Below are 25,836 nucleotides of genomic sequence, written 5' to 3' on the forward strand. Positions count from 1 at the left end.
CCCGTCCCGCGGTTGGCGGACGGGCATTCTTGTATCAACGCTGCCGCCGGTGGCAGCCGCAGCTGTCTCGGTGTTCGATCTCGTTCGGCAGCCGGACCAACCGTCTCGGTGCGAGCGGGTCCTGCAATCGCCGGTACAGCAGCTGGAACGCCTGAGCGCCGACGGCGACAAAGGGTTGGGCCACGGCGGTCAGCGGCGAACTGAACACCTCCGCTCCCTCGAGATCGTCGAAGACGACCACCGCAATGTCGTCGGGTATGCGCAAACCGGCATCACGTACGGCGAGCAGGACCCCGATCGTCATCGCATTGTTGGCCGAGAACAGACCCGTCGGCGGGTCCGGGTGGCTCAGCAGGGTTTCGGTCGCCCGCCGTCCACCATCAACCGTCGACCGGCCGGAGACGATCAAGGACGGATCGACCGGGACCTGGGCATCGAGATGGGCCTCACGGTATCCGGCGATTCGCTCGGTGGTCGTCGAGATCCCATCCACGCCGGTGATCATGCCGATCCGCCGGTGGCCGATCTCCAACAGATGATCGACCAGTGCTCGGGAGGCACCTTGGCTCTCCGTGGTCACCTGATCGCAGCGCACGTCGTCGGTACGGTCGACCAGGACGAACGGCAGCTCGTGATGTCGAAGGATGGGCAGAGTCACGCTCTGCCAGTCCCTTGTCGGAGCGATGATCACGGCGTCGACCCGGTGACTGACCAAAGTGCGTACCGCCTCCTCCTCCCGGGCGGGATCGTCATGGCTGTCGCACAACAGGACCGCGAAACCGTTCCTACTCGCCTCGCTGTCGACTCCGTGGATGATCTCACCGCAGTAGGGGTTGGATGCGGCTGTCGTGACCAGGCCCACGGCCCGGTTCTTCGGCGCTGCCGCACGGGCCGGTCGACCCAGCTCGGAGAGGGCCTGTTCGACAGCACGCCGCGTTTGCGGGGCGACGAATCTGGTGCCATTGATGACATGCGAGACGGTGCTGATGGACACGCCGGCACGTTCGGCCAGATCGGCCAGCCGTGGCGCACTGCCTCGTGGAGCCATGGGTCCATTAGCGACCCTCCCTGCGGCTTGCGCAACCTTTGCGCAAACGGATGCCCCCCGGGGTTCACCGCAACTACTGTGACCGAAAACCGTCGCCCGACAGTGGGGTGACGACGCAACGGACAAGACAAGGGAGTCTTTCGGATGAAGCAATTCTCCAGGCCGGGACTGGCTGTGGTGGCTGCGGCCGCATCCTTGAGCATCGCGCTCACGGGATGCACCGAATCGAGAACAGTCGAATCCGCACCGGTCGGTGCAGACGGCGGGCCGGTGAAGATCGGTCTGGTGACCAAGACCGAGACGAATCCCTACTTCGTGAAGCTCCGGGAGGAGGCGACGGCGGCCGCCGAGGCCAATGGCAACGAGCTGATCGCGCTGTCGGGGAAGTTCGACGGCGACAACGATGGCCAGATCGCCGCGGTGGAGAACCTGGTGCAGCAAGGGGTATCGGGGATTCTGATCACTCCCTCGAATGCCACCGGGATCCTGGATGCGATCGAGAAGGCGGAGGCTGCCGGGATCGTGGTGATCGCCCTCGACACCGAGACCGACCCGGCCGATGTCGTCAGTGCCACCTACGCCACGGACAACACCGAGGCAGGTCGACTGCTCGGTGCGTACATCAAAGCTCGGCTCGGGGACACCCAGCCACAGATCCTGACCATGGACCTGGACCCGTCGGCCTCTGTCGGGGTTCAGCGCCGCACAGGTTTCCTGGAGGGCATGGGCGTGCCCGAGGACTCACCGGACATCCTCGGTAGCGCTATCACCCAGGGTGACCAGACCAAGGCCCAACAGGGAGCGGAGAACCTCCTGCAGCGAGTCGGCGAGCAGGTGAACGTGGTCTACAACATCAATGAGCCGGCCGCCCGTGGTTCGTATCAGGCACTGAAGGACCGCAACCTGACCGACCGGGTCTTGGTCGGTGCGATCGACGGCAGTTGCGAAGGCGTGCAGGATGTGGCCGATGGCGAGTTCGCGGCGACCGTGATGCAGTTCCCCAAGGAGATGGCCGTACAGGGGGTCGCCGCGGTGGAGACCTATGCCGCCACCGGTGAGAAGCCCTCCGGGTTCATCGACACCGGTGCCATGTTGATCACCGACGACCCGGTGGACGGCATGGAATCACAGGACACCGCCTGGGGCGCCGAGAACTGCTGGGGCTGACATATGTCTGCACCACTGGTGATCGAAAAGGATCGTTCCCTGGTCACGCGACTCAGTACGGTCTTCGCTCGCAATCCCGTCCTTGGGCCCGGGCTGACCCTGTTGGTCGCGGTGATCGTCTTCTCGGCAGCTACGACCACCTTCTTCAGCGCGGACAATTTCTCCCTGATCATCCAGCAGTCATTGGTCATCGGTACGCTGGCCCTGGGTCAGACCTTGATCATTCTGACAGCGGGCATCGATCTCGCCAACGCCGCGATCATGGTCTTCGGAACGCTGCTGATAACGAAACTCGCGACCGGTGGCTGGCCGAGTGCCGGTGCACTGGTGGCAGGAATGCTCGCCACCATGTTGGTGGGACTGCTGTCCGGGGCGCTGGTCACACGGCTTCGCCTCCCACCCTTCATCGTCACTTTGGGGATGCTTGCGGTGATGACCGCCGTTGCCAATATCTACTCCGAGGGGACCTCGTGGCCGGTACCCGACGGACTGCTGCAGGTGATGGGGACCACGCGCTATCTCTTCGGTCAGATCCCGGTGACGTTCGGCATGCTGTTCGCCGTCGTGTTGTACCTGGTGGTGGGGATCGTCCTCACCAGGACCGCCTGGGGCAGGCACGTCTATGCCGTGGGCAATGACGCCGAGGCTGCCCGGCTCACCGGTATCCGGGTCGGTAGGGTGCTGGTCTCGGTCTATGCGCTCGCCGGTCTGATCTACGGCTGCGCTGCGTGGATGGCGCTCGGCCGCACGCCCAGTGCGGATCCGAATGCGTACCAGACGGGCAACCTCGACGCGATCACTGCTGTCGTGATCGGCGGAACCAGTTTGTTCGGTGGTCGTGGTGGTGTGGCCGGGACCGCCATCGGTGCGCTGATCGTCGCGGTCCTGAGATCGGGATTGACCCAGATGGGTATCGACTCCAACTACCAGAACCTGGCCACGGGAGCCTTGGTGATCGCTGCGGTGGCAGTGGATCAGGCCACTCGCAGGAGGGCACGATGACGCAGAGGGAGACCATGGAAACGGTCAGGCCTGTTCTGATGGCGAGGGGCCTGGTGAAGAAGTACGGCCAGGTCACGGCGATGAAACAGGCGGATTTCGATCTGTACCCGGGTGAAGTCCTGGCTGTGGTCGGCGACAACGGCGCCGGCAAGTCGACCTTGATCAAGTCCTTGACCGGAGCGGTCAATCCGGATGCCGGCACGATCGAGCTGGACGGGACCAAGGTCCGGTTCACCGATCCGCGCCATGCCAGGGAGCATGGCATCGAGACCGTCTACCAGACCCTGGCGGTCGCGCCGAGCCTGGACATCGCGACGAACATGTTCCTCGGTCGAGAGCTGCGCCGCGACGGGCCACTGGGGTGGCTGCGGATACTCGATCGGAAGGCCATGAGAGTCGCGGCGGCCGAACAACTCGACGCCCTGGGGATCGCGACCATCCAGGACATGAAGCAGCCGGTCGAGACCTTGTCGGGTGGCCAACGTCAAGCCGTGGCGGTCGCACGGGCCGCGATGTTCGGGTCCAAGCTGGTGATCATGGACGAACCGACTGCTGCGTTGGGGGTGAGGGAGACCGCGCAGGTGCTCGAGTTGATCAAACGGATCTCCAATCGAGGGTTGCCGGTGGTGCTCATCAGTCATGACATGCCAGCGGTGTTCGAGGTCGCCGACCGGATCCATGTCCATCGGCTGGGCAGCAGGGCCGGGGTCGTCGATCCGAAGAAGATCACGATGAGCGACGTGGTCTCCTTCATCACCGGGGCCGAGGAGATCCCGGAGTCCGCACGAGCAGTTCGGTGAGATGAGCGGTTGAGTCAGCGCACCCGGTCCCACGGGGGATCTAGTGCCTGCCTCAGCCGAGCCCGAACTTCGGTGCCTCGATCGCCGGGCAGGTGTCCATCACCACGTCCAGCCCGGCCTCGGCGGCGCGTTGCGCGGCGGCGGAGTCGACCACCCCCAACTGCAACCAGACCGCCTTCGCGCCGACCTCGATCGCCTCGTCCACCACGGCCCCGGCCAGCTCGGAGTTGACGAAGACATCGACCACATCGATCGGGCCCGGTATGTCGGCCAGTGAGGCGTACCCGGTCTGTCCCTGCACGGTCTCGGCCTTCGGGTGGACCGGCACGATCTGCTTGCCCAGTCCTTGCAGGAACTCCGCGATCCGGTATGCGGTGCGCGCGCTGTTGTTCGACAGTCCGACCACGGCCCAGCGATCGGCATCGCGGAGCAGGCGTTCGATCACCGCCGGATCGTTGACGGAAGCGGACTCGGTCGGAGGTGCGGGAGCCATGGACCGAGTCTGCCACCGGCCGTGACCGCGGCCGGCCGTCTCACCCGCCTGACCCGTCGAGGGCCGCCGGGCCGGCGAAAGTACAGTGCACGGGTGAGCGCAGAATTCGATCATGACCGGGTCAAGGCGGCGGTGCGGGAACTGTTGTTCGGGATCGGTGAGGATCCCGATCGCGACGGCTTGCGGGACACCCCGGACCGGGTGGCACGCGCCTATGCCGAGATGTTCAGCGGGTTGCGGACCGATCCGGCCGAGGCGCTGTCGACGACCTTCGACCTCGGCCATGACGAACTGGTCCTGGTGACCGACATCGAGTTGTGGAGTGTCTGCGAACATCACCTGCTGCCGTTCACCGGCGTCGCCCATGTCGGTTACATCCCGGCCCCGGACGGGCGGATCACCGGATTGTCCAAACTGGCCCGGCTGGTCGACGTCTACGCCAAGCGCCCGCAGGTGCAGGAACGGCTGACCACCGAGGTCGCCAACGCCCTGGTGCACGGGTTGCAACCCCGGGGGGTGATCGTGGTGATGGAGGCCGAACACCTGTGCATGACCATGCGGGGGGTACGCAAACCCGGTGCGCAGACGATCACCAGCGCGGTACGCGGGCAGCTGCGCGATCCCACGACGCGGGCCGAGGCGCTGGCCCTGATCCGCGGGCGCCGGGGCGGCTGATCCCGCCGGTACGACGCCGGGACCGCTGCGGAATCAGCGGGCCCGGCATCGCAGGCCACCGCTCGAAAGCGGCCGGCGGGCGGTCAGCCGCGGATCGCCTGGATCGACAGGTCGATGTCCACCCGGTCACCGAGCAGCAACTTGTCGCCGTCCAGCGGCACGTTGAAGTCGACCCCGAAGTCGCGCTTGTTGATCTCGGTGGAGGCTGCGACACCGAGTCGGGTGGTGCCGAACCCGTCGACCTCGACCCCGAGCCACTCCGAGGTGAGCTCGACTTCGCGGGTGACGCCGTTGAGGGTCAGGTCCCCGATGATCGTGTAGTTGGTGTCCGCGCTCGCCTGCCGCCGCCCGCGAGCTGCCTGCACGATCTCGGTCGAGCGGAAGGTCATCAACGGTTCGGTCTGCTTGAAGAAGTCGGCCGAGCGCAGATGCGCGTCGCGCTGCTCGTTCTGCGTGGTCAGCGAGCCCAGCTGGATCGTCGCCTCGACCGAGGCCTGGGTGAAATCGGTCGAGGGAATGTGCACGGTGGCGGTGAAATCGGTGAAGGACCCGCGTACCCGGCTCATCAGGTGACGGATCGTGAACTCGACATCGGAGTGGGCGGTGTCCACCTGCCAGGTGCCGATCGCCCGGCTGCGCGGGTCATCGGAGTCGCCGGCCGGGACGTCACCGGTGGGCGCCGCCGGGGTGCCCGGTTTCGGATCGGCCGGTGCGACCTCGGGCTGCTCGGCGGTCGTCTGGGGTGTATCGGCGACCGCTGGTTGCTGCGATTCGGCCGGCTTGGTGAAACTGCTGGAACCGGTTGCCGTCGGAGTGGGGAGCTTGGGGTTCTCTGGTCGATCGGTCAACCTCACGGCCTCTCTGTTGCGAACCGGCGAGAACCGCACGGCCCTCGCCAGTAGTTTGACTGTCAAAGTAGGGTCTATCGATCGACAACGTCAACACGCTGGCTGATGTTGACATGACCCCGACAAGTTCGGGCGCCGGTCGCGCCGATCAGGGCAGAATGCCCGGGTGAGCCATCACCTGCTGACTCCCGGCCCCACCCGGGTCATGGGCATCGTCAATGTCACCCCGGACTCCTTCTCCGACGGTGGCCGCTGGTTCGATCACGCGGCGGCGATCGCGCACGCCCGCAGCCTGGTGGCCGACGGCGCATCCATCGTCGATGTCGGTGGTGAGTCCACCCGGCCCGGGGCCGAACGGGTCGACGCCGAGGAGGAACTGCGCCGGGTGAAGCCGGTGATCGCCGAGCTCGCCGCCGCCGGGATCGCGGTCTCGGTCGACACCACCCGGGCCGAGGTCGCCGCCGAGGCGGTGGCGGTCGGAGCGCAGCTCGTCAACGACGTCTCCGGCGGGCTGGCCGATCCGCAGATGCTGTCGGTGGTGGCCGATCTCGATGTGCCCTGGATCTGCATGCACTGGCGAGGTCATGCCACGCAGATGGTGCACAACGCCGTCTATGACGACGTGGTGAGCGAGGTACGCGATGAGCTCGCCGCCCGTCTGGAGGCCGCCATCGCAGCGGGGGTGGACGAGCAGCGGATCGTCCTCGATCCGGGTCTGGGCTTCGCCAAGACCGGTGAGCACAACTGGCAGCTGCTCGGCCGGATCGACGAGTTGCAGAGCCTGGGCCGGCCGATCCTCATCGGTGCCTCGCGCAAACGCTTCCTCGGTGACCTGCTGGCCGACCGCCGGCGACCGCGTCCGCCGGCGCAGCGCGACGCCGCGACGGCAGCGGTGACCGCGCTGGTGGCTGCCCGAGGAGTCTGGGGGGTACGGACGCATACGGCAGCAGAGCATCGGGATGCGATCGCGGTCGCCGATCAGGTCGTCGCCCACCGGTGAGGCTGAATCCGGGTGCGGGCTGAACCCGGGTGGGGTGTGGACGCCCTGCGGCGGTGCAGGCACCCTGGGCTAGGGTCGGCTCGGCAGTCCGACCGGGCTGCCCGGTCCCGAACGAGAGGGTGAGGAGCAGTATGGAGACCCCCGCCGATGCTGGCCCCCCGACGCCCACCGGCCCCGAACGGCCTGTCGGCGGTGACCGGATCGACCTGGTCGGCATCACCGGTTACGGCTACCACGGGTTCTATCCTGCCGAGCGTCGGCAGGGCCAGCGCTTCGTGGTCGATCTGCGGTGCTGGCTGGACCTGTCGCCGGCAGCGGCGACTGATGATCTGGCCGAGACCATCGACTACGCTGGCTTGGCGGCTGCCGTCGTTGGCGACATCGAGGGTGAGCCGGTGGACCTGCTGGAAACCCTGGCGACCAGGATCGCCGATCGGTGTCTTCACGATCGACGCGTTCGACAGGTCGCCGTGACCGTTCACAAACCGGATGTTCAGATGCCGGTGCCGGTAGCCGATGTTGCCGTCACGGTGCAAAGGAGTGCTGATCGATGACCAGTCCCAACCCGTTCGCTATCGACGCCGACACCCTCAGCGGGATGAAACCGATCCGGCAGGTGGTGCTCTGCCTGGGATCCAGCCTGGGGGACCGTCAGGCCAATCTCTCCGGCGCGATCAAGGCATTGGAGGACACCCCCGACCTGCGGGTCGTCGACATCTCCTCGGTGTACGAGACCTCCCCGGTGGGCGGTTCGGAGGGTGACCCGGACTTCCTGAACGTGGTCGTCATCGCCGACACCGCCATGCAGTCGCGGACCCTGCTGGAGCGCGGGATCGCGATCGAGGACGCCTTCGGCCGGACCCGCGAGGAGCGGAATGCGCCGCGGACCCTCGATGTCGACCTGATCGTGGTGGGCAACGAGGAACTGGACAGCGAGGACCTGACGATCCCGCATCCGCGGGCACATGAGCGCGCCTTCGTGCTGGTGCCGTGGCTGGAGATCGAGCCGGCCGGGACGATCCCCGGGCATGGCGCGATCGGTGACCTGCTCGCCGACCTCGACACCAGCGGTGTCGTCCGGCGCGACGACCTGGAGTTGGAGCACTGACCGAACCGCGTTCATCACAGCCTCCCGACCGGGGCCGACCCGATCCCGCGGGGACAGGTCTGCGGCTGACCCCGCCGATGCACCTGGTCGCCGCCGCGGCGGTCGGTGCAGTCGGTGCCTGGGCACTGGCCAGTCTGGTCGAGTTGCTCAGCGGCCTGCCGTTGCAGCTGACCTGGCCGGGGGCGGTGGTGCTGCTGGTGATCGGTGGTTGCATCTCCGCGATCGCCGCCGGGGCCTGGTTGCGGCTGCGCCGCGATCGGGTACGTACCGAGCCGGCTCGCGCGGTGGCACTGCTGGCGCTTGGCAAGGCGGCCGCCCTGGGTGGGGTACTGATGGCCGGTGGCTATCTGATGTTCGCCATGCTCTCGGTGCCCGATCTGGCCCTACCGGCTGCTCGGGATCGTGTGCTGCGTGCCTCGGTGGCGATGATCGGCGGACTGATCGTGATGGTCGCGGGCCTGGTGCTGGAACGCGCCTGCCGGGTGCCGGAGGACGGCGACGACGATGCCGAGGACCAGCCCGAGCTGTGAGCCCGGCTGTGGATCAGCCGTGAATGAACCCTCAGCATGATGTGCCACGCCGAGGAGATGCCACAGAATTCGGGGTATTCGGTCTACTGTGATGCTCGTGACCACACAGCGCAGAAACCTTCCCACACGCGTGCGGTGGACCGCCCAGATCGTCCTGGCAGTGGCAGCCGTCCTGGCCGTCGCCGCGGCGTTCGGTCAGGTCTGGATCGTCCGAGCCGGCGTCGCCATTGCGATCATCGGTGGTGTCGCCGCTCTGTGGGTGACGATTGTCCAAGCCCGCAAGGCCGCCCAGCAGGCTGCGGAGGAGAACCGCGAGCAGTTGCGCCGGGAGGCCTCCGCCCGGAGCGCGGAGCGGGCGCAGTCCCAGGATGTCCTCGACGTGCTGTCCCACTACAACGACGATCTCGCCGCGGTGAACGACCGCCTGGACGAGCAGCGTCGGCACGCCAACTCCGAGATCGTCGGTCTGAAGCGCCGGATCGCCGTCCTGCAGACCGAGGTGTCGACCTTGCGCGGTGACAATGCGGTGCTGCAGACCAAGCACGAGGATCGTCGGATCGAGATCGCCGAACTCACCGATCTGCTGGTGGCCAAGGAGCTCGAACTCGCCGAACTGCGGGGCGAGGAGCCCGAGGCGTCGGTGCTCGAGCTCGCCCGTTCGGCCGGCGACCCCGCCGCCGACGATCGTTGGTCGGCCGACACCGAACACCCGACCGTGGCCAACATGGCTGCCCTGAAGGCGGCCGAGCGGTCGGTCTCCGCGGAGCTGCCACAGGCCAAGGAGGCCTGAGCGCACAGTCGTACCTTCGACGCACAGGTCGGTTCGACCAGGGTCCCGGGAATTGTTCCGGGGCCCTGTTCGTTTTGCGTCACCGAAGGGTTCCCCACAGATTCTGCGAGTTTTCTCGGGGATCATTTGTCGGCGAACAATCCATATGGCACCATCAATCTCGGCAGAATTTCGAATTTCAGAAGGAGAATTCCGTGGCACAACGGGTTCAGATTATTCTTGAGGACGACCTGGACGGTTCTTCGGCGACGGAGACCATTCGCTTCGGACTTGACGGGGTCGACTACGAGATCGATCTGTCCGAGGACAATGCAGCAAAACTGCGCGACGGCCTGGCTCCGTGGGTCGCCCACGGCCGGCGGCTGGGTGGGCGCAAGCGCAGCGCGGGCAAGTCGGCGTCGACCTCGACGGCATCCAAGGCCGGCGACGTCCGGGCCTGGGCCCAGGCGCAGGGACTGGAGGTTTCGGCCCGCGGAAGGATCCCGGCCGAGATCCAGGAGGCCTACGACAAGGCGCACTGACTCCGGCGTAACTTTCACGACACCCGATCCCATTGCGGATCGGGTGTCGTGTCTTCGGCCTGCCGGCCGGTCGCGGTCGGGGTGGCCCTGAACCGCAACGGGTCTTCAGGTGAAGGAATTGCGCCGAGGGCGAACGCACGGATTCGGGGGAACACTTCGGCGCTGCAGAGCGCTGTCTAGACTGTTCCTACGCCGGGCCCCACGGACCGAGGGGGCTGTGGCAAAGATGAGGAGACCAGATGTTCGAGCGATTTACCGACCGAGCACGGCGAGTGGTCGTGCTGGCTCAAGACGAAGCTCGCATGCTCAACCACAACTACATCGGGACCGAACACATCCTGCTCGGTCTCATCCATGAAGGCGAAGGCGTCGCGGCAAAGGCCTTGGAGTCGCTCGGGATCTCGCTGGAAGCGGTACGGGAGAAGGTCGAGGAGATCATCGGCCACGGCCAGCAGAGCCCGACCGGTCACATTCCCTTCACCCCGCGGGCGAAGAAGGTGCTGGAGTACTCGTTGCGCGAGGCGCTGCAGCTGAACCACACCTACATCGGGACCGAGCACATCCTGCTGGGCCTGATCCGTGAGGGTGAGGGTGTCGCCGCCCAGGTGCTGGTGAAGCTCGGCGCCGACCTGAACCGGGTCCGCAGCCAGGTGCTGCAGTTGCTGTCCGGATTCCAGGGCGGCAAGTCCGAAGCCGGGTCCGGCCCGGTCGGTGCGGGAGTCGGCAGTGAGTCCAGCTCCACCCCGTCCAGCACCACCGTCCTCGACCAGTACGGGCGCAACCTGACCCAGGCCGCCCGGGAGTCCAAGCTGGACCCGGTGATCGGCCGGGAGACCGAGATCGAGCGCGTGATGACCGTGCTCAGCCGGCGTACCAAGAACAACCCGGTGCTGATCGGTGAGCCCGGTGTCGGCAAGACCGCCGTGGTCGAGGGCCTGTCGCAGGCGATCGTCCGCGGTGACGTGCCGGAGACGCTGCGGGACAAGCAGATCTACACCCTCGACCTTGGGGCGCTGGTGGCCGGATCGCGCTATCGCGGTGATTTCGAGGAGCGCCTGAAGAAGGTGCTGAAGGAGATCAAGACCCGCGGCGACATCGTGTTGTTCATCGACGAGATTCACACCTTGGTCGGTGCCGGTGCGGCCGAGGGCGCGATCGACGCGGCCTCGATCCTGAAGCCGATGCTGGCTCGCGGTGAGTTGCAGACGATCGGTGCGACCACCCTCGACGAGTACCGCAAGCACATCGAGAAGGATGCCGCGCTGGAGCGCCGTTTCCAGCCGATCCAGGTTGCCGAGCCGTCGATCGGGCACACGATCGACATCCTGCGCGGTCTGCGTGACCGGTACGAGGCCCACCACCGGGTGACCATCACCGACGAGGCCCTGGCCGCGGCGGCGAACATGGCCGATCGTTACATCCAGGACCGCTTCCTGCCGGACAAGGCGATCGACCTGATCGACGAGGCCGGCGCCCGGTTGCGGATCCGCCGGATGACCGCACCGCCGGACCTGCGCGAGTACGACGAGAAGATCGCGACGGTCCGGTTGGAGAAGGAAGCCGCGATCGATGCCCAGGACTTCGAGCGGGCAGCCTCGTTGCGTGACGACGAGAAGAAGCTGATCGGGGTACGCGAGGAGAAGGAGCGCGCCTGGCGCTCGGGTGACATGGATGTGGTCGCCGAGGTCGATGAGGAGATCATCGCCGAGGTGCTGTCCAGCGCCACCGGCATCCCGGTCTTCAAGCTGACCGAGGAGGAGTCGAGCCGGCTGCTGAACATGGAGTCCGAGCTCGGCAAGCGCTACATCGGTCAGGACGACGCGGTGAAGGCGCTGAGCCGTTCGATCCGGCGTACCCGTGCCGGGTTGAAGGACCCGAAGCGGCCCAGTGGCTCGTTCATCTTCGCCGGCCCGTCGGGTGTCGGAAAGACCGAGTTGACCAAGGCCTTGACCGAATTCCTGTTCGGTGACGAAGACGCCTTGATCACGCTGGACATGAGCGAATACTCCGAGAAGCACACCGCTTCGCGGTTGTTCGGTTCACCGCCCGGATATGTCGGGTACGAAGAGGGCGGCCAGCTCACCGAAAAGGTGCGCCGCAAGCCGTTCTCGGTGGTCTTGTTCGACGAGATCGAGAAGGCCCACCCGGATATCTTCAACTCGTTGCTGCAGATTCTGGACGAAGGTCGTCTGACCGACGCCCAGGGCCGTGCGGTCGATTTCAAGAACACGGTGATCGTGATGACCACCAACCTGGGTAGCCGTGACATCTCCAAGTCGGTGAATCTGGGCTTCTCGAAGGCCGGTGACGAGGAATCGGGCTACGAGAAGATGAAGGCGAAGGTCGCGGAGGAGCTGAAGACGCACTTCCGTCCCGAGTTCTTGAACCGGATCGACGAGATCGTGGTCTTCCACCAGCTCACGCAGGCCGACATCGAGCGGATCGTGGACCTGATGGTCGCCCAGGTCGAGGTCCGGTTGAAGGACCGCGACATGGGTATCGAGCTGACCCAGGCGGCGAAGGAACTGATCGCCAAGCGTGGATTCGATCCGGTGCTGGGGGCGCGGCCGTTGCGCCGTGCGATCCAGCGCGACATCGAGGACATCCTGGCCGAGAAGATCCTGTTCAACGAGCTGAAGTCGGGCGAGATCGTGTTGGTCGACGTCGCCGAGCCGGGAGCGGAGCATCCGTTCACCTTCACCGGTACGCCGCGGGCGGAACTGCCGGACACGCCTCCGGTGGAGCTCGAGGGCGGTCCGAGCGAGGACGGCGAGCAGACGGCCTGAGGTTCGTCACGGGTACGACAGCCTGCTGACGGCCCTGGAAAGAGCAGCGGCCCGGCTTCCCTTGGGGAGCCGGGCCGCTGCTCTATTCCCGCCCGTACCCCAAATTGTCGGAAGTTATGGTGACTTGCCGAAAGCTCAAGTCGCCATAACTTCCGACAATTTGGGAGTGAGGCGGGGCTGAGGGGGGGGAAGGGTCAGCTGTCCCGGTGCGCGGCTTGTCGTGCCGCCTCCCAGGCGCTGGAGACCATCTGGTCCAGGGTGTGGCGCATGTGCCAGTCCAGGTCGCGGGCGGCGAGTTCGCCGCTGGCGACGATCTGCGCCGGGTCGCCGGGGCGGCGGGGTGCGATCTCGGGGGTGAAGTCGATGCCGGTGGCGGTGGCCATGGCGGTCATGATCTGGCGTACCGAGGAGCCGGCGCCTGAACCGAGGTTGTAGACCGGTTCCAATGGTTCACCGGCGGCGAGCCGTTCGGCGGCGATCACATGGGAGTGCGCCAGATCGGCGACGTGGATGTAATCGCGGACGGCCGTACCGTCGGGGGTCGGGTAGTCGTCGCCGTTGATGATCGGTGTCTTCCCGGCCAGCAGTGCTTCGAACACCTTCGGGAACAGGTTGTGCGGGGAGGCGTCGAAGATCTCCGGGGTGCCGGAGCCCACCACGTTGAAGTAGCGCAACGAGGTGTGCTGCAGACCGGTCGCCCGGGCCTGGTCGGCCAGCAACCACTCACCGATCAGCTTCGACTCACCGTAGGGCGATTCCGGGCGGGTCGGGGTGGACTCGGTGACCAGATCGGTCTCCGGGGTGCCGAAGGTGGCAGCGGAGGACGAGAAGACGATCTTGTCCACACCGGCGTCCTGCATGGCCTGCAGCAGCACGACCGTACCGGTGACGTTCTGTTCGTAGGTGTGCAGTGGGCGTTCGACCGAGACCCCGGCGTACTTGAAACCGGCGACGTGGATCACGCCCTCGATCCGGTGCTCGGCGAAGAGCTGGTCGAGCGCTGCGCGGTCGGTGATCGAGGCGACGACCAACGGCACGTCCGACGGTACGAACTCACCGAACCCGCTGGAGAGGTCGTCGACCACCACCACCCCTTGTCCGGACTGCTGCAGGGCCCGTACCACGTGGGCGCCGATGTAGCCGGCGCCACCGGTGATCAGCCATTTCGGGGAGGTGGTCGATTCTGCACTCATGGGGTCCTCGTGGTCGGGTCGTGGCGCCCCGAATCGGCGCCAAGTCGATGCTACGGGGTTGGCTGGTGAGGCACACTCGGCGGGTGGATGTTTCGGACCAGATCGTCGAGCCGGTCGTCGAATGGTTCGACGAGGCGGCGCGCGACCTGCCCTGGCGGCGACCGGAGTGCTCGCCCTGGGGTGTGCTGGTCTCGGAGTTCATGCTCCAGCAGACCCCGGTCTCCCGGGTGCTCGAGCCGTGGCGACGATGGCTGGAACGCTGGCCGGTGCCGGCTGCCCTGGCCGCCGAGCCGGCCGGTGAGGCCATCCGGGCGTGGGGCAGGCTCGGCTACCCCCGGCGGGCGATGCGTCTGCACGCGGCCGCCGTCGCGATCACCGAACAGCATGACGGCCAGGTGCCTTCGGATCATCGACAACTCCTCGAGCTGCCCGGCGTCGGCAGCTACACGGCTGCGGCCATCGCCAGTTTCGCGTTCGGGCAGCGACAGGTCGTCCTGGACACCAATGTCCGCCGGGTACTCGGCCGGCTGCTGGACGGGACAGCACTGCCCGGCCCGACGCCGACCCGCGGTGAGTACGCCCGGGCCGAGGCACTGCTGCCGGACGAGCCGGCGCTGGCGGCCCGCTGGGCCGCGGCCTCGATGGAACTCGGAGCGCTCGTCTGCACCGCCAAGCGACCGGAATGCTCACGCTGTCCGGTGATCGAGATCTGTGCCTGGCATGCAGCGGGTACGCCGGACAACGCGGTCCCGCGACGTGGTCAGGGTTATGCCGGTACGGATCGGCAGTGTCGGGGAGCGATCCTGCGGGTTCTGCGGGAGTCGGAGGAACCGGTGAGCGCTGCGCAGATCGACCTGGCCTGGCCAGAACCGGTCCAGCGGGAGCGAGCCCTGCAGAGCCTCATCGCCGACGGACTGGTGGTGGCGACGAGTCTCGAGTACCGCTTGCCCTGATAGTGCTGCTACCGGCAGACAGTGGCGTTCGCCTGTGAAACGGTTAAGAGGCTGGTGTAACCTCGTTGGAGTTTGGGCCGAACCACCGACTGGACTGGGAGAGGCGTGACTGAACACAGCGCACGCGATGAGGTCGACGAGATTCTCGACGGCCTGGCGAACCCTGCTGTCCTGACTAGGAGTTCGGGAAAGAAGATCGGGTTCGCGATCATCTGCCTGTTCGCCTATGTCGGCCTGTGTGGCGGTCTGGTCGGACCGTGGTTCGCGGTGCTGATGCTGGCCATCGTGCCGATCGCCTTCGCCCTGATCACCTGGGCACGCCGGGCGTCGAAGGGCATCCGCAAACCCGGGCCGGCACAGTTCTCCCTGATCGCGGCCGGGGTGGCGATGCTGGGGTTGGGGTCCTGGATGGGACTCGGCCTCGGGCAGGCCGCAGAACAGCCGCCGATCGCGGCAATCCCGGCTCCGGTGTCGGTTTCCCCGACACCGAGCACACCGACCTCGACCCCGGCAGCGGTGGAGGTGCCGGTACCGACCCAGGAGCCCGAACCGACCTTCGAGCCGGAGCCGGAGCCGACGGTGAACAGCTCGGAGCAGCAGGGGTCGGGTACGAGCGGGTCCGGTGAGGGTGCGGCAGGGCAGAGCGATCAGGGCGCGGACCAGCCTGCGGCAGAACCGACGAAGGACCCGGAGCCGGAGCCGACGAAGAAGCCCGAATCGACCAAGAAGCCCGAGTCGACGAAGAAGCCCGAGTCGACGAAGAAGCCCGAACCGACGAAGGATCCGGAGCCGACGAAGGACCCGCAGCCGACGAACGACCCCGATCCCGAGCCCACCGGTACAGCCGAGCCGGGTCCGGGTGAGGAGCAACCGGGTGAGGATGTACCCGAGAACGGGTGAGTCTCTTCGTACAGGACGAGTGGGGCAACTGACTCGCCTGGATGTTGCTGAGGCCCAGGGGCCGACTGCGGTTTCGGAGACTCGACTGCCGACTCAGTGCAGAAGTTGCTTCACCGAGGTCGCGATCTCGGTGTAGATCTCCTCGGTGTAATGGAACGGGGCCAGACCCCACTGATGTCCCGGCCGGGCGATCATGCGCTGCCGCGGCCGCAGCATCGGCAATTCCGGGGCCAGGTCCATGATCACCCGCTGATAGCGAAAACTCGCCGCATTCGCATCCTGGGCGGTGAGTCCGAAACTCGCCGGGGTGGGCAGACCATTGGTCGTGACCGCCGCCCAGGGCACCTGTAGCATCACGGTCCGGCCCAGCAGTTCGCGAGCGGCCAGTGCATCGATCCAGCGTTCGGCGGCCTCGGCCCAGAGGGCGAAGTGTTGATCACTGCCGAACGGATGATGCGGCAGGTCTTCGGGATAGAAGTCGGCCCCGACACCTTCGATGGTACGGGTGAACCAACCGTCTCCGCCCGGGTGCACCCCGAGTCGCTCATCGGTCAGATCCCAAAGCAGCAGATCGATCTCGCCGGCCTTGTCGATCTGGGCCAGGGCATTGCCGGCCAGGTCACCGGTCAGCATCCGACGCTGGAATGCGCTGTCCAACTCATCGGCTGGGATGGTGTCGCTCGCAACCGGCCGCCCGATGCTGATCAGCGATTGTCGGGCGACATATTCGGCCAGCGAGAACTCCGGGCCGAGGAACTCGAAGCTGTCGCGGGAGACGCAGGAGCCCATGATGAAGACTCGGGTGCTCATTGCGGCCTCGACAATCCGTACTCGGCACGGGCGTCGTCGAGCAGGCCGGCTGCCTTCTCCGGCTTGTCCTGCGCGATGTTGTGCGCCCACCAGCGGTACTTCCGGGCCACCTCGACCGCCTCTCCGTCGGCGATCATCTCGCCGTTGTGCAACCAGATCGCGCGGGTGCAGGTCTCCTCGATCGTCTGCGCCGCGTGGGAGACGAGGAAGATCGTGCCGGCGCTCTCCCGCAACCGCTGGATCACCTTCTCGCTCCGGCTGGCGAATGCTGCGTCGCCGGTGCCGAGAGCCTCGTCGATCAACAGGATATGGGGGTTGTAGGCGGCGGCGATCGAGAAGCGGAGTCGGGCGGCCATGCCGGAGGAATAGGTACCCATGGGGCGTTTGATGGCTGGGCCCAGACCGGCCAGCGCGGCGATGCCTGGCATCAGGGCATCCACTTCCGCCTTGGTCTTGCCCAGGGAGAGAAGCCCGAGCCGGATGTTGCCTTCGCCGCTGAGCGAGCCGATCAACGCGGCGTTCACGCCGAGCAGAACCGGGGTGGAGGTGGCCCGGACCTCACCCCGGGTCGGAGGCTCGACACCGGCGATGATCCGCAGCAGGGTGCTCTTGCCCGAGCCGTTCTGGCCGACGATGCCGATCTGTTCGCCTACATGGGCGCTGAACGACACCCCTTTGACCGCGGGCACCGTGGTCTTCGGCGCGATGCCGAATATCCGACCGATCTTGGCCTTGGCGCGGTGAGCCGGCGAAACCTGCGAAATGGAGCTGGTGTCGGTGGTGTACTCGACGGCGATGTTGTCCACCTCCACTGTGACCTCACTGTGTGGTGCGTCCATAACTCACCTCTCCCCGCCAGAAGTAGATGAACCCGAACACCAGTCCGCCGACGGCATACGCGGTGAGGATCAACCAGGATCTCGCCTCGGGAAGGGTGTCGTAGATCAACAGATCACGGCTGATGTCGAGAACGTGATAGATCGGGTTGACGTCCAACACGATGTCACCACCGGGCAGTGATCGGATCCGTTCGTCCGGGAAGATCACGCAAGAGGCGTACAGCAGGAGTCGGGATCCGATCGAAATGGCTTTGCCGAGGTCCGGGTAGGCATCGGTCAGCCGGGCCAGGTAAAACGCGATCCCCAAATTGAGCATGAACTGCAGCGCAAGCACGACCGGGAACAGCAGCCAGGTTGCCGTGGGCAGCGCGTGCGGGGGTTTCACCATGATGATGCTGAGCATCACGACGATCACCGGCACGGAATTGAGGAAGCTACGGACGACGAGGGCCAGCGGCAGTGCCGCGCGGGGGAAGGCGAAAGCACGGATCAGACCCTTGTTGGCCCGGATGATGCCGGTGCCCTGCCCGATGGCTGCGCGAGTGCTGGCGAAGAGGAAGACACCGATCAGCAGGTAGGCGATGTAGTTCGGGACCCGATCGCCGACGTCGAGGACGATCTGGAAGATCAGGAAGTAGATGGCGGCGTCGAGCAGCGGATTCAGTACCAGCCACATGTTGCCGAGGACCATTCCGCGGTTCGCGGTCATCGCCTGGGCACGTGCCTGGGCCAACGCGAACGGCCAGCGTTTGGCCAGCTGGTTGATGTAGACCCCGAGTGGCGGACGCCCGCCGATCGGCAGCAGCGCCGGTTTCGGCCCGGCAGCCCGTCGTGGATCGCCGGACCGGCGGCCGGCCCTGGCCTCAGCCTCTGCCATGTCGATCCACGATAGTTCGGTACAACTCCTCGTACTGCCCGGCCGCGCGCTGCCAGGTCCGGGTGCGGGCCTGTTTCCGTCCCACGTCACCATAGCGTTCCCGCAGTGCCGGGTCCGACAGCTCGGCCAGACACGCACTCAGTGCGGCCGGGTCGCCGGCCGGGCTGAGCAGGCCCGCGTCGCCGACGATCTCGGCGAGCGCCGGCAGATCGCTGGCGACGACGGGCCGCCGCATGGCCATCGCCTCCAGCGGTTTGACCGGGGTGACCAGACGACAGACCTCGGTGTTCCTGCGCGGTACGGCGAAGACATCCAGTGCCTCGTACCACCCGGCGGCCTCGGACGGAGGTACGCGGCCGGGCAGCAGCACGTACCCGTCCAATCCCAGGCGTTCGACCTGGGCGACCAACTGCGGTCGGGCGACCCCGTCGCCGACGATCGCGCAGCGGACGTCGACGCCGGCTCGGCGGGCCAGCGCTACGGCGTCGATCAGGGTGTCCAGGCCCTCGTAGTCGACCACCGAGGTGACCGATCCGACCCACAGGCCTTCGCGGGGCAATCCGAGGGAGGCACGGGCCTCGGCGGGGCTGACCCGGGCACGCTCGAACACCGCCGAGTCGACCGCATTGGGGATCGTCCGGATTCGTTCGTCGGGTACGCCGCGAGCGACCATCTCGGCACGTTGCACCTCCGACAGCACGACGACGGCGTCGGCGGCCCGGGCCAGTTCGGCCTCCTTCGCCCGGAGCAGCCGGACCCGTTCGCTCTCGGCAGCCGCGGCTTGCTGCTCTGCTGGACGCGAGGCTAGCCAGGTGAGCTCGAGCAGGCCGCGCATCTCGTACACCCAGGGCAGATCGCAGGCACGTGCGACGCTGTCGGTGACGACGGCGTTCGTCCAGTCGGTGGTGGTGTGCAGCAGCTGCGGCCGGTGGGTGTCGACCAGCGACACCAGTGCCTGCGCCTGGGCAGACAGTCGCCGATCCAGCGCGGCCGGCAGGGACCGCGCCGGCAGGCGGTGGTAGTGGACGCGATCCAGGGTCCAGGCGGTGGCGGTGCCGATCAGGCCGACGGTCGCCGGATAACCGATCCGGGTGACCGCATCGACCCGGCGGCCGGCGGTGGCAACGGCGCCCAGGGTGTGCTGGGTACGCATGGTGTAACCGCTTTGGGTGTAGGGGCGGGCGTTGGTGATCACTGCCAGCACACCGTCACCGCGAGCCACCACCGGTGTGCGCGGCAGTGGTCGCAGTCGGGCGCCGGGCTGCATCAGCGCCTGCTCCGACCACAGGCGCGCCCGCAACCGGCTGCGCGGATGGTCGCTCAGCAGGCCGACTGCCTCGGACAGCTCACCTGCCTGCCAGGCGGCCCGGGCACGGGCGCGTTCCGACGAACCCGGCGGGAGCCGGAGTCCCAGCTGCACCGACAGCAGTTCGTACAGTTCGCGCCGCAGCCGGTCCGCCGGCGCCGGTGTGGCTTCCAGCAGTCGGCGAGCCAGCGCCGGCTGGTCCTGAATGAATGCGACCAAGGCACCGAGCAGGCCTCGCCGTGGGCCACCGACACCCCGGAGGCGGGGAAGAACCCGGCGGGCACCTTGGACCAGCAGGTTCAGCGGATCCTCCAGCGCCATCCGTCCGGCCGTCCGCGCCAGCAACGCCAGATCGATGCCGTAGCGCCGTGCACGGTTCACCGGGCAGCCCGGTGATGCAGCAACTCGAGTTCGTCCAGATAGCGTTCGGCCAGCTCGTCGGGGTCGGCGTTCTCCCGCACCCAGGCAGCGCCGAGGTCGGTTTCGGTCCGCAGCAGTGAGCGGTCGTTGGCCATCCGGGTCCACAGTGCTGCCAGGGCTTCGGGGTTCTCCGGAGGTACGGCATGCCCGGCCTTGGCGTGCTCGACGATGGTGGCGGACTCACCCGGTGCGGTGACGGTGATGTGACGCCCGCTGGTCAGCGCTTCGTACAGCTTCGAGGGCACCGACCACTCCATCGGCTGCCAGGCCCGCAGGGTGACCAGCACCGAGTCGGCCCAATCGTAGAGGGCGGGGACCTCGTCCACCCCGACCCGGTCGAAGATCTCGGCCGGCTGGCCCAGGCGGGAGTTGAACGAGCGCATGGCCTCGGCCTCGGCACCCACACCGACCAACCGCAGCCGGACCGGGACACCTTCCTGATGGCACAACGACGCCGCCCGGATGGCGGTGGCGAGGTGTTGTGCCCGGCCGAAGTTGCCGACGTAGAGCACGTGCAGCGCGCCACCGGGTCGGGCCGGTGGGAGCGGCAGTGGTTCGGAGATGGCCATGCTGGTGTTCCGGATCACGACGACTCGTCGCATCCGGCGTCGGCGCAGCACTCGCGCCCAGCTCTCGGTGGTGGTGACGACCAGCCCGGCGCGGCGCTGCAGGGCGGTGTAGGCCGCTTCGGCGACGGGCACGATCCGCCGCATCACCCGGCGCACCAGCTGACCGGCCCGCGGACGGCGGCGGGCCGTACCGGTGTCGCCCCACTGCTCCCACTCACCGAGCAGATCGGGCCAGGCGTCGCGGATCTCGGCGACCGTCGGGGTACGGGTACGCAGCCCGAGCGCGATCGCCACCGGCAGCGTGGGCAGCGACGGTACGGTGCCGATGATCACGTCCGCCTTGCCGCAGCCGCGCCCGGCACGGTAGGCCGCGGCAGCGGTCAGCAGTTCGTTGACCAGCCGGCGTCGCAACTGCACACCGGAGACCCGGGCGGCGGTCTCGTGCACCCGAACTCCGGGGCCTGCGCGGACGACGCTCTCCTCGGTGTCCTCACCATCGGCGCGCCATCGGGGCACGACCACATCCACTTCATGTCCACGCTCGGCGAAGGCCTTGGTGAGCCAACCCCAGCGGTAGGCATGGGGGCCGCCTTCGGGCGGAAAGTGCTGGGTGAGCACAAGAATCCGCATGGTGGTGGCGATTCCTCCTGGGGCAGGACGCGGTGGTCTGGACGGGCCGTACCCGGGCGTCGGGAGCTGATTCAGACCGCACCCTACCGACTTTGCCGGCCGCCGGTGTCCTCTGTCCGACAACACTGCCGCTCGACTGCTGCCGCCTGCGCCGAAACCCTGGAGGTGGCTAAGGTTCATCCGTTCACAGGCCGCGATCGCCGAAGGAGACCGGGTTGAGCATCAAGCGGTACGGCATCGCGTTCGGGATCATCGCCGTCATCTTGGTCGTACCCGTCCTGCTCGCGGCGGTGACGGCGTTGACCTATCTGCAGGCGCTGGTGATCCAGCTCGCCCTGCTCGCCGCGGCAGGTGCGGCAGGCATCGCAGTCGTCGTGGTGGTACGGGCGTCGTTGGCACGTACCGAGCGGCGTCTCTCCCGGGCGGTGAAGCAGACCACCGAGGTGGTACAGAAGGCCCGGGGTGACCAGTCCCGGCACGAGTACCACCAGGAACTGGCACTGGAGCGGATCGAGGATCTGGCCGATTCCGCCCGGGCCGCGGCCTATGGGGCGTTGAGCATCAGCGGGGCCGCCGGCAGGGCAGGCCTGCCTGATGCCCCACGGGTGCTCTTCGTCACCAGCAATGGCAGCGGGATGGGGCACATCGCTCGCTGTTCGGCAGTGGTACGAGCTGCCGACGGCGTTTTCGAATCCCGGATCGTTTCGCTGTCGACCGCCGCACTGACCGTCCGGGCTGCCGGCTGGCCGGTCACCTACCACCCGAGCCAGAAGGCGCTGGACAGCCCGGCGAAACAGTGGAACACCCGCTTCGCGCGGTTCCTCTACGGTGAGCTGGCCCGATGGCCGGCCGATGTCATCGTCTTCGACGGTACTTGGATGTACCTGGCAGTACGAGACGTGGTGCGGGTCACCGGGATCCCGTTCGTCTGGTTGCGTCGCGGCCTTTGGCAGGAGTCGGTCGATCTGGCGAAGTACAGCGAGTTCGAACGGCTCACCGATGCCCTGGTCATCCCGGGAGATGTCGCCGGGACGGGGGCAGAACCCTCGCCGGAGTCGGCCGAGCTGGTGGAGGTCGATCCGATCTCACTCGCCTCGCAGACATTCGCCCTGCCCCGGGAGGAGGCGTTGGCTGCCCTCGGGCTCGATCCGGCATCCCGGCATGTGTTGGTCCAGCTCGCCGGCGGAAACAGCGACGGTCCGGCAGAACAGGAACGGGCGGCGATCGATTCCGTGCTCAGGAACGGTTTCGTCCCGGTGTTCGTACGTTCCCCGATCGGCTATGACCATGAAGGAGAAGGTGGTCGCTTCCCGGTGATCAACAATGTCTTCCCACTGGTCGACTACGCCGCTGCCTGGGAGTTCACCGTGACCAAGGCCGGTTACAACTCGGTGCACGAGAACCTGCACACGATCACACCCGGCATCTATGTGCCTTCCGAGGCGACGATGACCGATGATCAAGTACTGCGGGCTGAGCGAGTGGCTGCGCAAGGGGTCGGGATCAGCGCGCGTACCGCCGAAGAGGTGGCGGCGGCGGTCGATCGGATGAGCGACGACCTGGTCCGGGCCCGGATGCGCGCGCAGATCGAGAATGCGGGACCGGGCAATGGGGCCGCCCAAGCCGCCGGTGCCCTGGCCGACATCGCAATCCGGCACAACGCCGGGGAAAGCGGGGACCGCTCGTGGGGCTGAGCGAATGGCGCCGCCAGTTGTGGCACCTTCGGCATGGTGGGTTACGTCAGTTGCGGACCTATCGTCGTCGCCGGGAGATCATCGGTGACGACCTGTTCGACGATGTCGACGGTCGGCTGACGTTCCGGCCGTGGGAGTTCCCCGATCGGCCACCGGTGCGTGATCTTCGGGTGGCCGTGATCGCCGACGACTTCACCCGGTTGGCACTGGGGTATGAGTGGCAGCAGCTCGAGGTCACCCCTGATGATTGGCGGGGTCGGCTCCTCGACGGCCAGGGCCGACCGCAGGTCGACCTGCTGTTCGTCGAATCGGCCTGGCACGGCAACGATGACGCCTGGCAGTACCACCTGACAGGATCGAGCGCGCCTCGCCCGGCCCTGGTGGAGCTGGTCACCGGGATGCGGGAGGCAGGTGTGCCGACCGTCTTCTGGAACAAGGAGGATCCGGCGCACTATGCCGATTTCCTGGACACCGCGCGGCTCTTCGACCAGGTGTTCACCACCGATGTGAACAAGCTCGACGACTACCGCCGGGATCTCGATCATGATCGAGTAGGAGTGTTGCCCTTCGCGGTGCAGCCGGTGATTCACAACCCGATTCGACCGCGCCGCGGACATGCCGCCCGCGACATCGGTTTCGGCGGGATGTACTTCGCGCACAAGTATCCCGAGCGGCGCGCGCAGATGGATCTGCTGCTCGGCGCCGCCGATCGGGTCAGTGCGCGGATGGAGCACGGGCTGGAGATCTTCTCCCGCTACCTCGGCCACGACGAGCGATACCAATTCCCGGCACCACTGGACCAGCGCGTGGTCGGCTCGCTCGACTATCGGCAGATGCTCACCGCGTACCGCGCGTACAAGGTGTTCCTGAACGTGAACTCGGTGGTCGATTCACCGTCGATGTGTGCCCGGCGGGTGTTCGAGATCTCGGCCTGCGGGACTCCGGTGGTCTCGACCCCTTCGCCGGCGATCAGTGAGTTCTTCCCCGCCGACGAGGTGGTGCAGGTCGAGGAGTCGACCGAGGCCGAGCTGGCGCTGCGGGCGCTGGTCCGCAGTCCGGAGTTGCGGGATCGGATGGTGCACAAGGCTCAGCGCCACATCTGGTCCGAGCACACCTATGGTCACCGGGTGGAGCAGGTACTGGGCTCGGTGGGCCTGCCGGGCAGTGAGGCGGCGTTGCCGACGGTCTCGGCACTGGTCTCGACCATCCGGCCACAGCAGTTGGACCACATCCTGCGCACGGTGGCCGGGTTCACCGGTGTGCAGGTGCAACTGTGTCTGCTCACCCATGGACATACCGCGCCGGACGATCTGCACGAGCGGGCAGCCGCGCTCGGGGTCACCGATCTGAAGGTCGTCGAAGCCCCGGCGGAGAGGACCCTCGGGGAGTGTCTGAACCAACTGGTGGCGATGGCTGACGGCGAGGTGCTGACCAAGATCGACGACGACGACGAGTACGGGGCGAACTATCTGCTCGACCTGTTGTACGCGATTCGGTACTCCGGGGCCGAGGTGGTCGGGAAACAGGCGCACTACGTCCGCCTCGGCGAGTCGGGGACGACGGCGATCCGGTTCGGTGATCGGGAGCACCGGTTCACCGACTTCGTGATGGGGCCGACCCTGACCGCGCGGGCCGAGGTCTTCCGGGCACACCCCTTCGAATCACGCTCGACAGGCGAGGACACCGCGTTCCTGCGGGATGTGGCCGACGCGGGTGGTCGGATCTACGCGGCAGACCGATTCAACTTCGTGCAGCAGCGCGGCGAGGGTGGGCACACCTGGCAGGCCGCAGATGTGGAACTGTTGGCCTCTGCCACGGTGGTCAGTGGCGACCCGCTGGCCTAGACCTCGGGCGACCTATCCGGTGCGTACCCGAATTCGTGCATCAGTTGCGTCCGATTGTCGAAGATTCCGCGGTCGATCAACAGGTTTCCCAACCGCTCCCGGTCGGCATCGGCCAGTCGTGGCCACCGCCTGCGATGGACGCCGATGAAGATCGTCTTCTGGGCAGACATCCTGGCGAGAGCCTTGTCGAGACCCGCGCGGGTGTCAGGGCCGACGGTGTAGAGCGTGGCCGAGGAGACATGGTGGGAGAAACGGTAACGGTCCTCAATCAGTCCGTGCGCCGCGCAGTATCCGGCGTACAACAGGAATTCGCTGGTTCTGGGGTTCGGGCGGTTGATGTAGGTGGCCGGGGTCTCGTGGTGGCGTCGAAGCAGTTCGGCCCTCATGGCCGTGACCACATCGACGAAGAGTGTCGCGGGTGTCACTGTGGGCAGTGAACGCTCCGGCGCGAGTTGATCGGTGTCAGCACCGAACAGGTCGAGTGCGGTCTGCAGGAAGTCGGTGAACTTCCCCGGCCTACTCGCGTCGACCCGCTTGCTGAAGGCACGTCCGTCCGGCGCGAAGAAGGTCTGGCGGCTGACGGGAGCGAGCACGATGTTCTTGGCGTCCAGCACCACATACGCAGGGGAGGGTACGGTTTCGGCGGCCTTCAGCTTGAGGATCTGCTGCCGTGACCAGCCCGGCATGCCCCGCTCACTTGGTGTGAGGAACGGAGTCGCGGGGACCAGTTGCAGCCGCGGTGACAGTTGTCGACCCGCGTCGAGTGCGGAGATCAGGCCCGGACGGTAGCGGTCGATTGACGTGTCGTCGCCGGGATCGGTGTTCCACAGCACGAGGATGGTGTCCAAGTCGGTAGGGTCGAGGTGCTTGGACAGCGAGCGGAGCAGCAGCCGCAGAAGGTTGAACTCGCCGGGGAAGCAGACGACGACAATGGACCAAGCTGGAATCGTCGCCGATGGCGGCGCACTGCCGGGTCGGCTGCAGGCTGGGGCCGGGCTGCCGGGGCCTTCGGGGGAACCGGCCGCAGTCATGG

Annotated in this window: 25 protein-coding genes; 15 read left to right on the plus strand and 10 right to left on the minus strand. The window is 66.9% G+C overall.

Annotated elements, in window-relative coordinates:
- Positions 1-34 precede the first annotated feature (34 nt).
- Positions 35-1,048 (minus strand): LacI family DNA-binding transcriptional regulator, encoded by a 1,014-nt coding sequence (locus CLV29_RS14695; protein WP_133755854.1) that lies wholly within the window; start codon positions 1,046-1,048, stop codon positions 35-37.
- Between the two features lie 144 nt (positions 1,049-1,192).
- On the opposite strand from CLV29_RS14695, the gene CLV29_RS14700 reads away from it, so the two are divergent.
- The 3 genes from CLV29_RS14700 to CLV29_RS14710 are packed head-to-tail and all read left to right on the plus strand — an operon-like array spanning position 1,193 to position 4,017.
- The gene (locus CLV29_RS14700; protein ID WP_133755855.1) at positions 1,193-2,215 is read left to right on the plus strand and encodes a substrate-binding domain-containing protein; all 1,023 of its coding nucleotides are present in this window, start codon (positions 1,193-1,195) and stop codon (positions 2,213-2,215) included.
- A 3-nt stretch (positions 2,216-2,218) separates the two neighbouring features.
- A complete protein-coding gene (locus CLV29_RS14705) occupies positions 2,219-3,217 on the plus strand; it encodes an ABC transporter permease (protein ID WP_133755856.1) in 999 nt (332 codons plus the stop codon).
- Entirely contained in the window at positions 3,214-4,017 is an 804-nt protein-coding gene (locus CLV29_RS14710; RefSeq protein WP_243831961.1) for an ATP-binding cassette domain-containing protein, read from the plus strand. Before CLV29_RS14705 ends, CLV29_RS14710 begins: the two co-directional genes overlap by 4 nt.
- 52 nt (positions 4,018-4,069) lie before the next feature.
- Here the strand turns inward: CLV29_RS14710 and CLV29_RS14715 are convergent, their stop codons facing one another.
- The gene (locus CLV29_RS14715; protein ID WP_133755857.1) at positions 4,070-4,510 is read right to left on the minus strand and encodes a CoA-binding protein; all 441 of its coding nucleotides are present in this window, start codon (positions 4,508-4,510) and stop codon (positions 4,070-4,072) included.
- A 93-nt stretch (positions 4,511-4,603) separates the two neighbouring features.
- Here CLV29_RS14715 and folE point away from each other — a divergent pair, with 93 nt between their 5' ends.
- Positions 4,604-5,185 carry a GTP cyclohydrolase I FolE gene (gene folE / locus CLV29_RS14720; protein WP_133755858.1) on the plus strand — a complete coding sequence of 194 codons (582 nt, stop codon included), beginning with the start codon at positions 4,604-4,606 and terminating at the stop codon, positions 5,183-5,185.
- Positions 5,186-5,268: 83 nt separating this feature from the next.
- Here the strand turns inward: folE and CLV29_RS14725 are convergent, their stop codons facing one another.
- Positions 5,269-6,033, minus strand: coding sequence for a YceI family protein (locus CLV29_RS14725; RefSeq protein WP_243831962.1), 765 nt, complete (start codon positions 6,031-6,033; stop codon positions 5,269-5,271).
- A gap of 205 nt (positions 6,034-6,238) precedes the next feature.
- On the opposite strand from CLV29_RS14725, the gene folP reads away from it, so the two are divergent.
- The 7 genes from folP (at position 6,239) to CLV29_RS14760 (ending at position 12,768) form a co-directional block, all read left to right on the plus strand.
- Positions 6,239-7,033: a dihydropteroate synthase gene (gene folP, locus CLV29_RS14730; protein ID WP_133756021.1), complete on the plus strand. Its 795-nt coding sequence runs from the start codon at positions 6,239-6,241 to the stop codon at positions 7,031-7,033.
- Between the two features lie 131 nt (positions 7,034-7,164).
- Positions 7,165-7,587: a dihydroneopterin aldolase gene (folB, locus tag CLV29_RS14735; protein ID WP_133755859.1), complete on the plus strand. Its 423-nt coding sequence runs from the start codon at positions 7,165-7,167 to the stop codon at positions 7,585-7,587.
- Entirely contained in the window at positions 7,584-8,141 is a 558-nt protein-coding gene (gene folK / locus CLV29_RS14740) for a 2-amino-4-hydroxy-6-hydroxymethyldihydropteridine diphosphokinase (protein WP_133755860.1), read from the plus strand. Before folB ends, folK begins: the two co-directional genes overlap by 4 nt.
- Positions 8,142-8,218: 77 nt before the next feature.
- Positions 8,219-8,671, plus strand: a complete 453-nt coding sequence (locus tag CLV29_RS14745; protein WP_133755861.1) for a DUF3180 domain-containing protein — start codon at positions 8,219-8,221, stop codon at positions 8,669-8,671.
- 97 nt (positions 8,672-8,768) lie between these two features.
- Positions 8,769-9,461, plus strand: a complete 693-nt coding sequence (locus CLV29_RS14750; protein ID WP_133755862.1) for a hypothetical protein — start codon at positions 8,769-8,771, stop codon at positions 9,459-9,461.
- A 194-nt stretch (positions 9,462-9,655) separates the two neighbouring features.
- Positions 9,656-9,982: a histone-like nucleoid-structuring protein Lsr2 gene (locus CLV29_RS14755; protein WP_133755863.1), complete on the plus strand. Its 327-nt coding sequence runs from the start codon at positions 9,656-9,658 to the stop codon at positions 9,980-9,982.
- Between the two features lie 239 nt (positions 9,983-10,221).
- Positions 10,222-12,768 (plus strand): ATP-dependent Clp protease ATP-binding subunit, encoded by a 2,547-nt coding sequence (locus CLV29_RS14760; RefSeq protein ID WP_133755864.1) that lies wholly within the window; start codon positions 10,222-10,224, stop codon positions 12,766-12,768.
- Positions 12,769-12,962: 194 nt separating this feature from the next.
- Here the strand turns inward: CLV29_RS14760 and galE are convergent, their stop codons facing one another.
- Positions 12,963-13,961, minus strand: a complete 999-nt coding sequence (galE, locus tag CLV29_RS14765) for a UDP-glucose 4-epimerase GalE (protein ID WP_133755865.1) — start codon at positions 13,959-13,961, stop codon at positions 12,963-12,965.
- Between the two features lie 47 nt (positions 13,962-14,008).
- Between galE and CLV29_RS14770 the strand changes: the two genes are divergently transcribed.
- Both CLV29_RS14770 and CLV29_RS14775 read left to right on the plus strand, forming a co-directional pair.
- A complete protein-coding gene (locus CLV29_RS14770) occupies positions 14,009-14,914 on the plus strand; it encodes an HhH-GPD family protein (protein ID WP_133756022.1) in 906 nt (301 codons plus the stop codon).
- Between the two features lie 105 nt (positions 14,915-15,019).
- On the plus strand, positions 15,020-15,814 hold the full coding sequence (locus CLV29_RS14775) for a hypothetical protein (protein ID WP_133755866.1): 795 nt from the start codon (positions 15,020-15,022) through the stop codon (positions 15,812-15,814).
- Positions 15,815-15,907: 93 nt separating this feature from the next.
- Here the strand turns inward: CLV29_RS14775 and CLV29_RS14780 are convergent, their stop codons facing one another.
- The 5 genes from CLV29_RS14780 to CLV29_RS14800 are packed head-to-tail and all read right to left on the minus strand — an operon-like array spanning position 15,908 to position 21,265.
- Positions 15,908-16,624, minus strand: coding sequence for a DUF6270 domain-containing protein (locus tag CLV29_RS14780; protein WP_133755867.1), 717 nt, complete (start codon positions 16,622-16,624; stop codon positions 15,908-15,910).
- Positions 16,621-17,463 (minus strand): ABC transporter ATP-binding protein, encoded by an 843-nt coding sequence (locus tag CLV29_RS14785; RefSeq protein ID WP_133755868.1) that lies wholly within the window; start codon positions 17,461-17,463, stop codon positions 16,621-16,623. Before CLV29_RS14785 ends, CLV29_RS14780 begins: the two co-directional genes overlap by 4 nt.
- On the minus strand, positions 17,444-18,340 hold the full coding sequence (locus CLV29_RS14790; protein WP_166649296.1) for an ABC transporter permease: 897 nt from the start codon (positions 18,338-18,340) through the stop codon (positions 17,444-17,446). Before CLV29_RS14790 ends, CLV29_RS14785 begins: the two co-directional genes overlap by 20 nt.
- Positions 18,327-20,027, minus strand: coding sequence for a glycosyltransferase family 4 protein (locus tag CLV29_RS14795; RefSeq protein WP_133755870.1), 1,701 nt, complete (start codon positions 20,025-20,027; stop codon positions 18,327-18,329). The genes CLV29_RS14790 and CLV29_RS14795 overlap by 14 nt, the downstream gene beginning before the upstream one ends.
- Positions 20,024-21,265: a glycosyltransferase family 4 protein gene (locus tag CLV29_RS14800; protein WP_166649297.1), complete on the minus strand. Its 1,242-nt coding sequence runs from the start codon at positions 21,263-21,265 to the stop codon at positions 20,024-20,026. Before CLV29_RS14800 ends, CLV29_RS14795 begins: the two co-directional genes overlap by 4 nt.
- A 215-nt stretch (positions 21,266-21,480) precedes the next feature.
- On the opposite strand from CLV29_RS14800, the gene CLV29_RS14805 reads away from it, so the two are divergent.
- Positions 21,481-22,959, plus strand: a complete 1,479-nt coding sequence (locus tag CLV29_RS14805) for a glycosyltransferase (protein ID WP_133755872.1) — start codon at positions 21,481-21,483, stop codon at positions 22,957-22,959.
- 50 nt (positions 22,960-23,009) lie between these two features.
- Positions 23,010-24,803, plus strand: coding sequence for a glycosyltransferase family protein (locus CLV29_RS14810; protein WP_208292981.1), 1,794 nt, complete (start codon positions 23,010-23,012; stop codon positions 24,801-24,803).
- Here the strand turns inward: CLV29_RS14810 and CLV29_RS14815 are convergent.
- On the minus strand, positions 24,800-25,834 hold the full coding sequence (locus CLV29_RS14815) for a DUF6492 family protein (RefSeq protein WP_279586499.1): 1,035 nt from the start codon (positions 25,832-25,834) through the stop codon (positions 24,800-24,802). The genes CLV29_RS14810 and CLV29_RS14815 overlap by 4 nt on opposite strands.
- Positions 25,835-25,836 lie beyond the last annotated feature (2 nt).

This window comes from Naumannella halotolerans, assembly GCF_004364645.1.
Lineage (GTDB): Bacteria > Actinomycetota > Actinomycetes > Propionibacteriales > Propionibacteriaceae > Naumannella > Naumannella halotolerans.

Excerpts from the sequence above, each read along its gene's own strand:
- CLV29_RS14695 (WP_133755854.1), bottom strand. The coding sequence starts at position 1,048 with ATGGCTCCACGAGGCAGTGCGCCACGGCTGGCCGATCTGGCCGAACGT.
- CLV29_RS14700 (WP_133755855.1), top strand. The coding sequence starts at position 1,193 with ATGAAGCAATTCTCCAGGCCGGGACTGGCTGTGGTGGCTGCGGCCGCA.
- CLV29_RS14705 (WP_133755856.1), top strand. The coding sequence starts at position 2,219 with ATGTCTGCACCACTGGTGATCGAAAAGGATCGTTCCCTGGTCACGCGA.
- CLV29_RS14710 (WP_243831961.1), top strand. The coding sequence starts at position 3,214 with ATGACGCAGAGGGAGACCATGGAAACGGTCAGGCCTGTTCTGATGGCG.
- CLV29_RS14715 (WP_133755857.1), bottom strand. The coding sequence starts at position 4,510 with ATGGCTCCCGCACCTCCGACCGAGTCCGCTTCCGTCAACGATCCGGCG.
- folP (WP_133756021.1), top strand. The coding sequence starts at position 6,239 with ATGGGCATCGTCAATGTCACCCCGGACTCCTTCTCCGACGGTGGCCGC.
- folB (WP_133755859.1), top strand. The coding sequence starts at position 7,165 with ATGGAGACCCCCGCCGATGCTGGCCCCCCGACGCCCACCGGCCCCGAA.
- folK (WP_133755860.1), top strand. The coding sequence starts at position 7,584 with ATGACCAGTCCCAACCCGTTCGCTATCGACGCCGACACCCTCAGCGGG.
- CLV29_RS14745 (WP_133755861.1), top strand. The coding sequence starts at position 8,219 with ATGCACCTGGTCGCCGCCGCGGCGGTCGGTGCAGTCGGTGCCTGGGCA.
- CLV29_RS14760 (WP_133755864.1), top strand. The coding sequence starts at position 10,222 with ATGTTCGAGCGATTTACCGACCGAGCACGGCGAGTGGTCGTGCTGGCT.
- galE (WP_133755865.1), bottom strand. The coding sequence starts at position 13,961 with ATGAGTGCAGAATCGACCACCTCCCCGAAATGGCTGATCACCGGTGGC.
- CLV29_RS14770 (WP_133756022.1), top strand. The coding sequence starts at position 14,009 with ATGCTACGGGGTTGGCTGGTGAGGCACACTCGGCGGGTGGATGTTTCG.
- CLV29_RS14780 (WP_133755867.1), bottom strand. The coding sequence starts at position 16,624 with ATGAGCACCCGAGTCTTCATCATGGGCTCCTGCGTCTCCCGCGACAGC.
- CLV29_RS14785 (WP_133755868.1), bottom strand. The coding sequence starts at position 17,463 with ATGGACGCACCACACAGTGAGGTCACAGTGGAGGTGGACAACATCGCC.
- CLV29_RS14790 (WP_166649296.1), bottom strand. The coding sequence starts at position 18,340 with ATGGCAGAGGCTGAGGCCAGGGCCGGCCGCCGGTCCGGCGATCCACGA.
- CLV29_RS14800 (WP_166649297.1), bottom strand. The coding sequence starts at position 21,265 with ATGCGGATTCTTGTGCTCACCCAGCACTTTCCGCCCGAAGGCGGCCCC.
- CLV29_RS14815 (WP_279586499.1), bottom strand. The coding sequence starts at position 25,834 with ATGACTGCGGCCGGTTCCCCCGAAGGCCCCGGCAGCCCGGCCCCAGCC.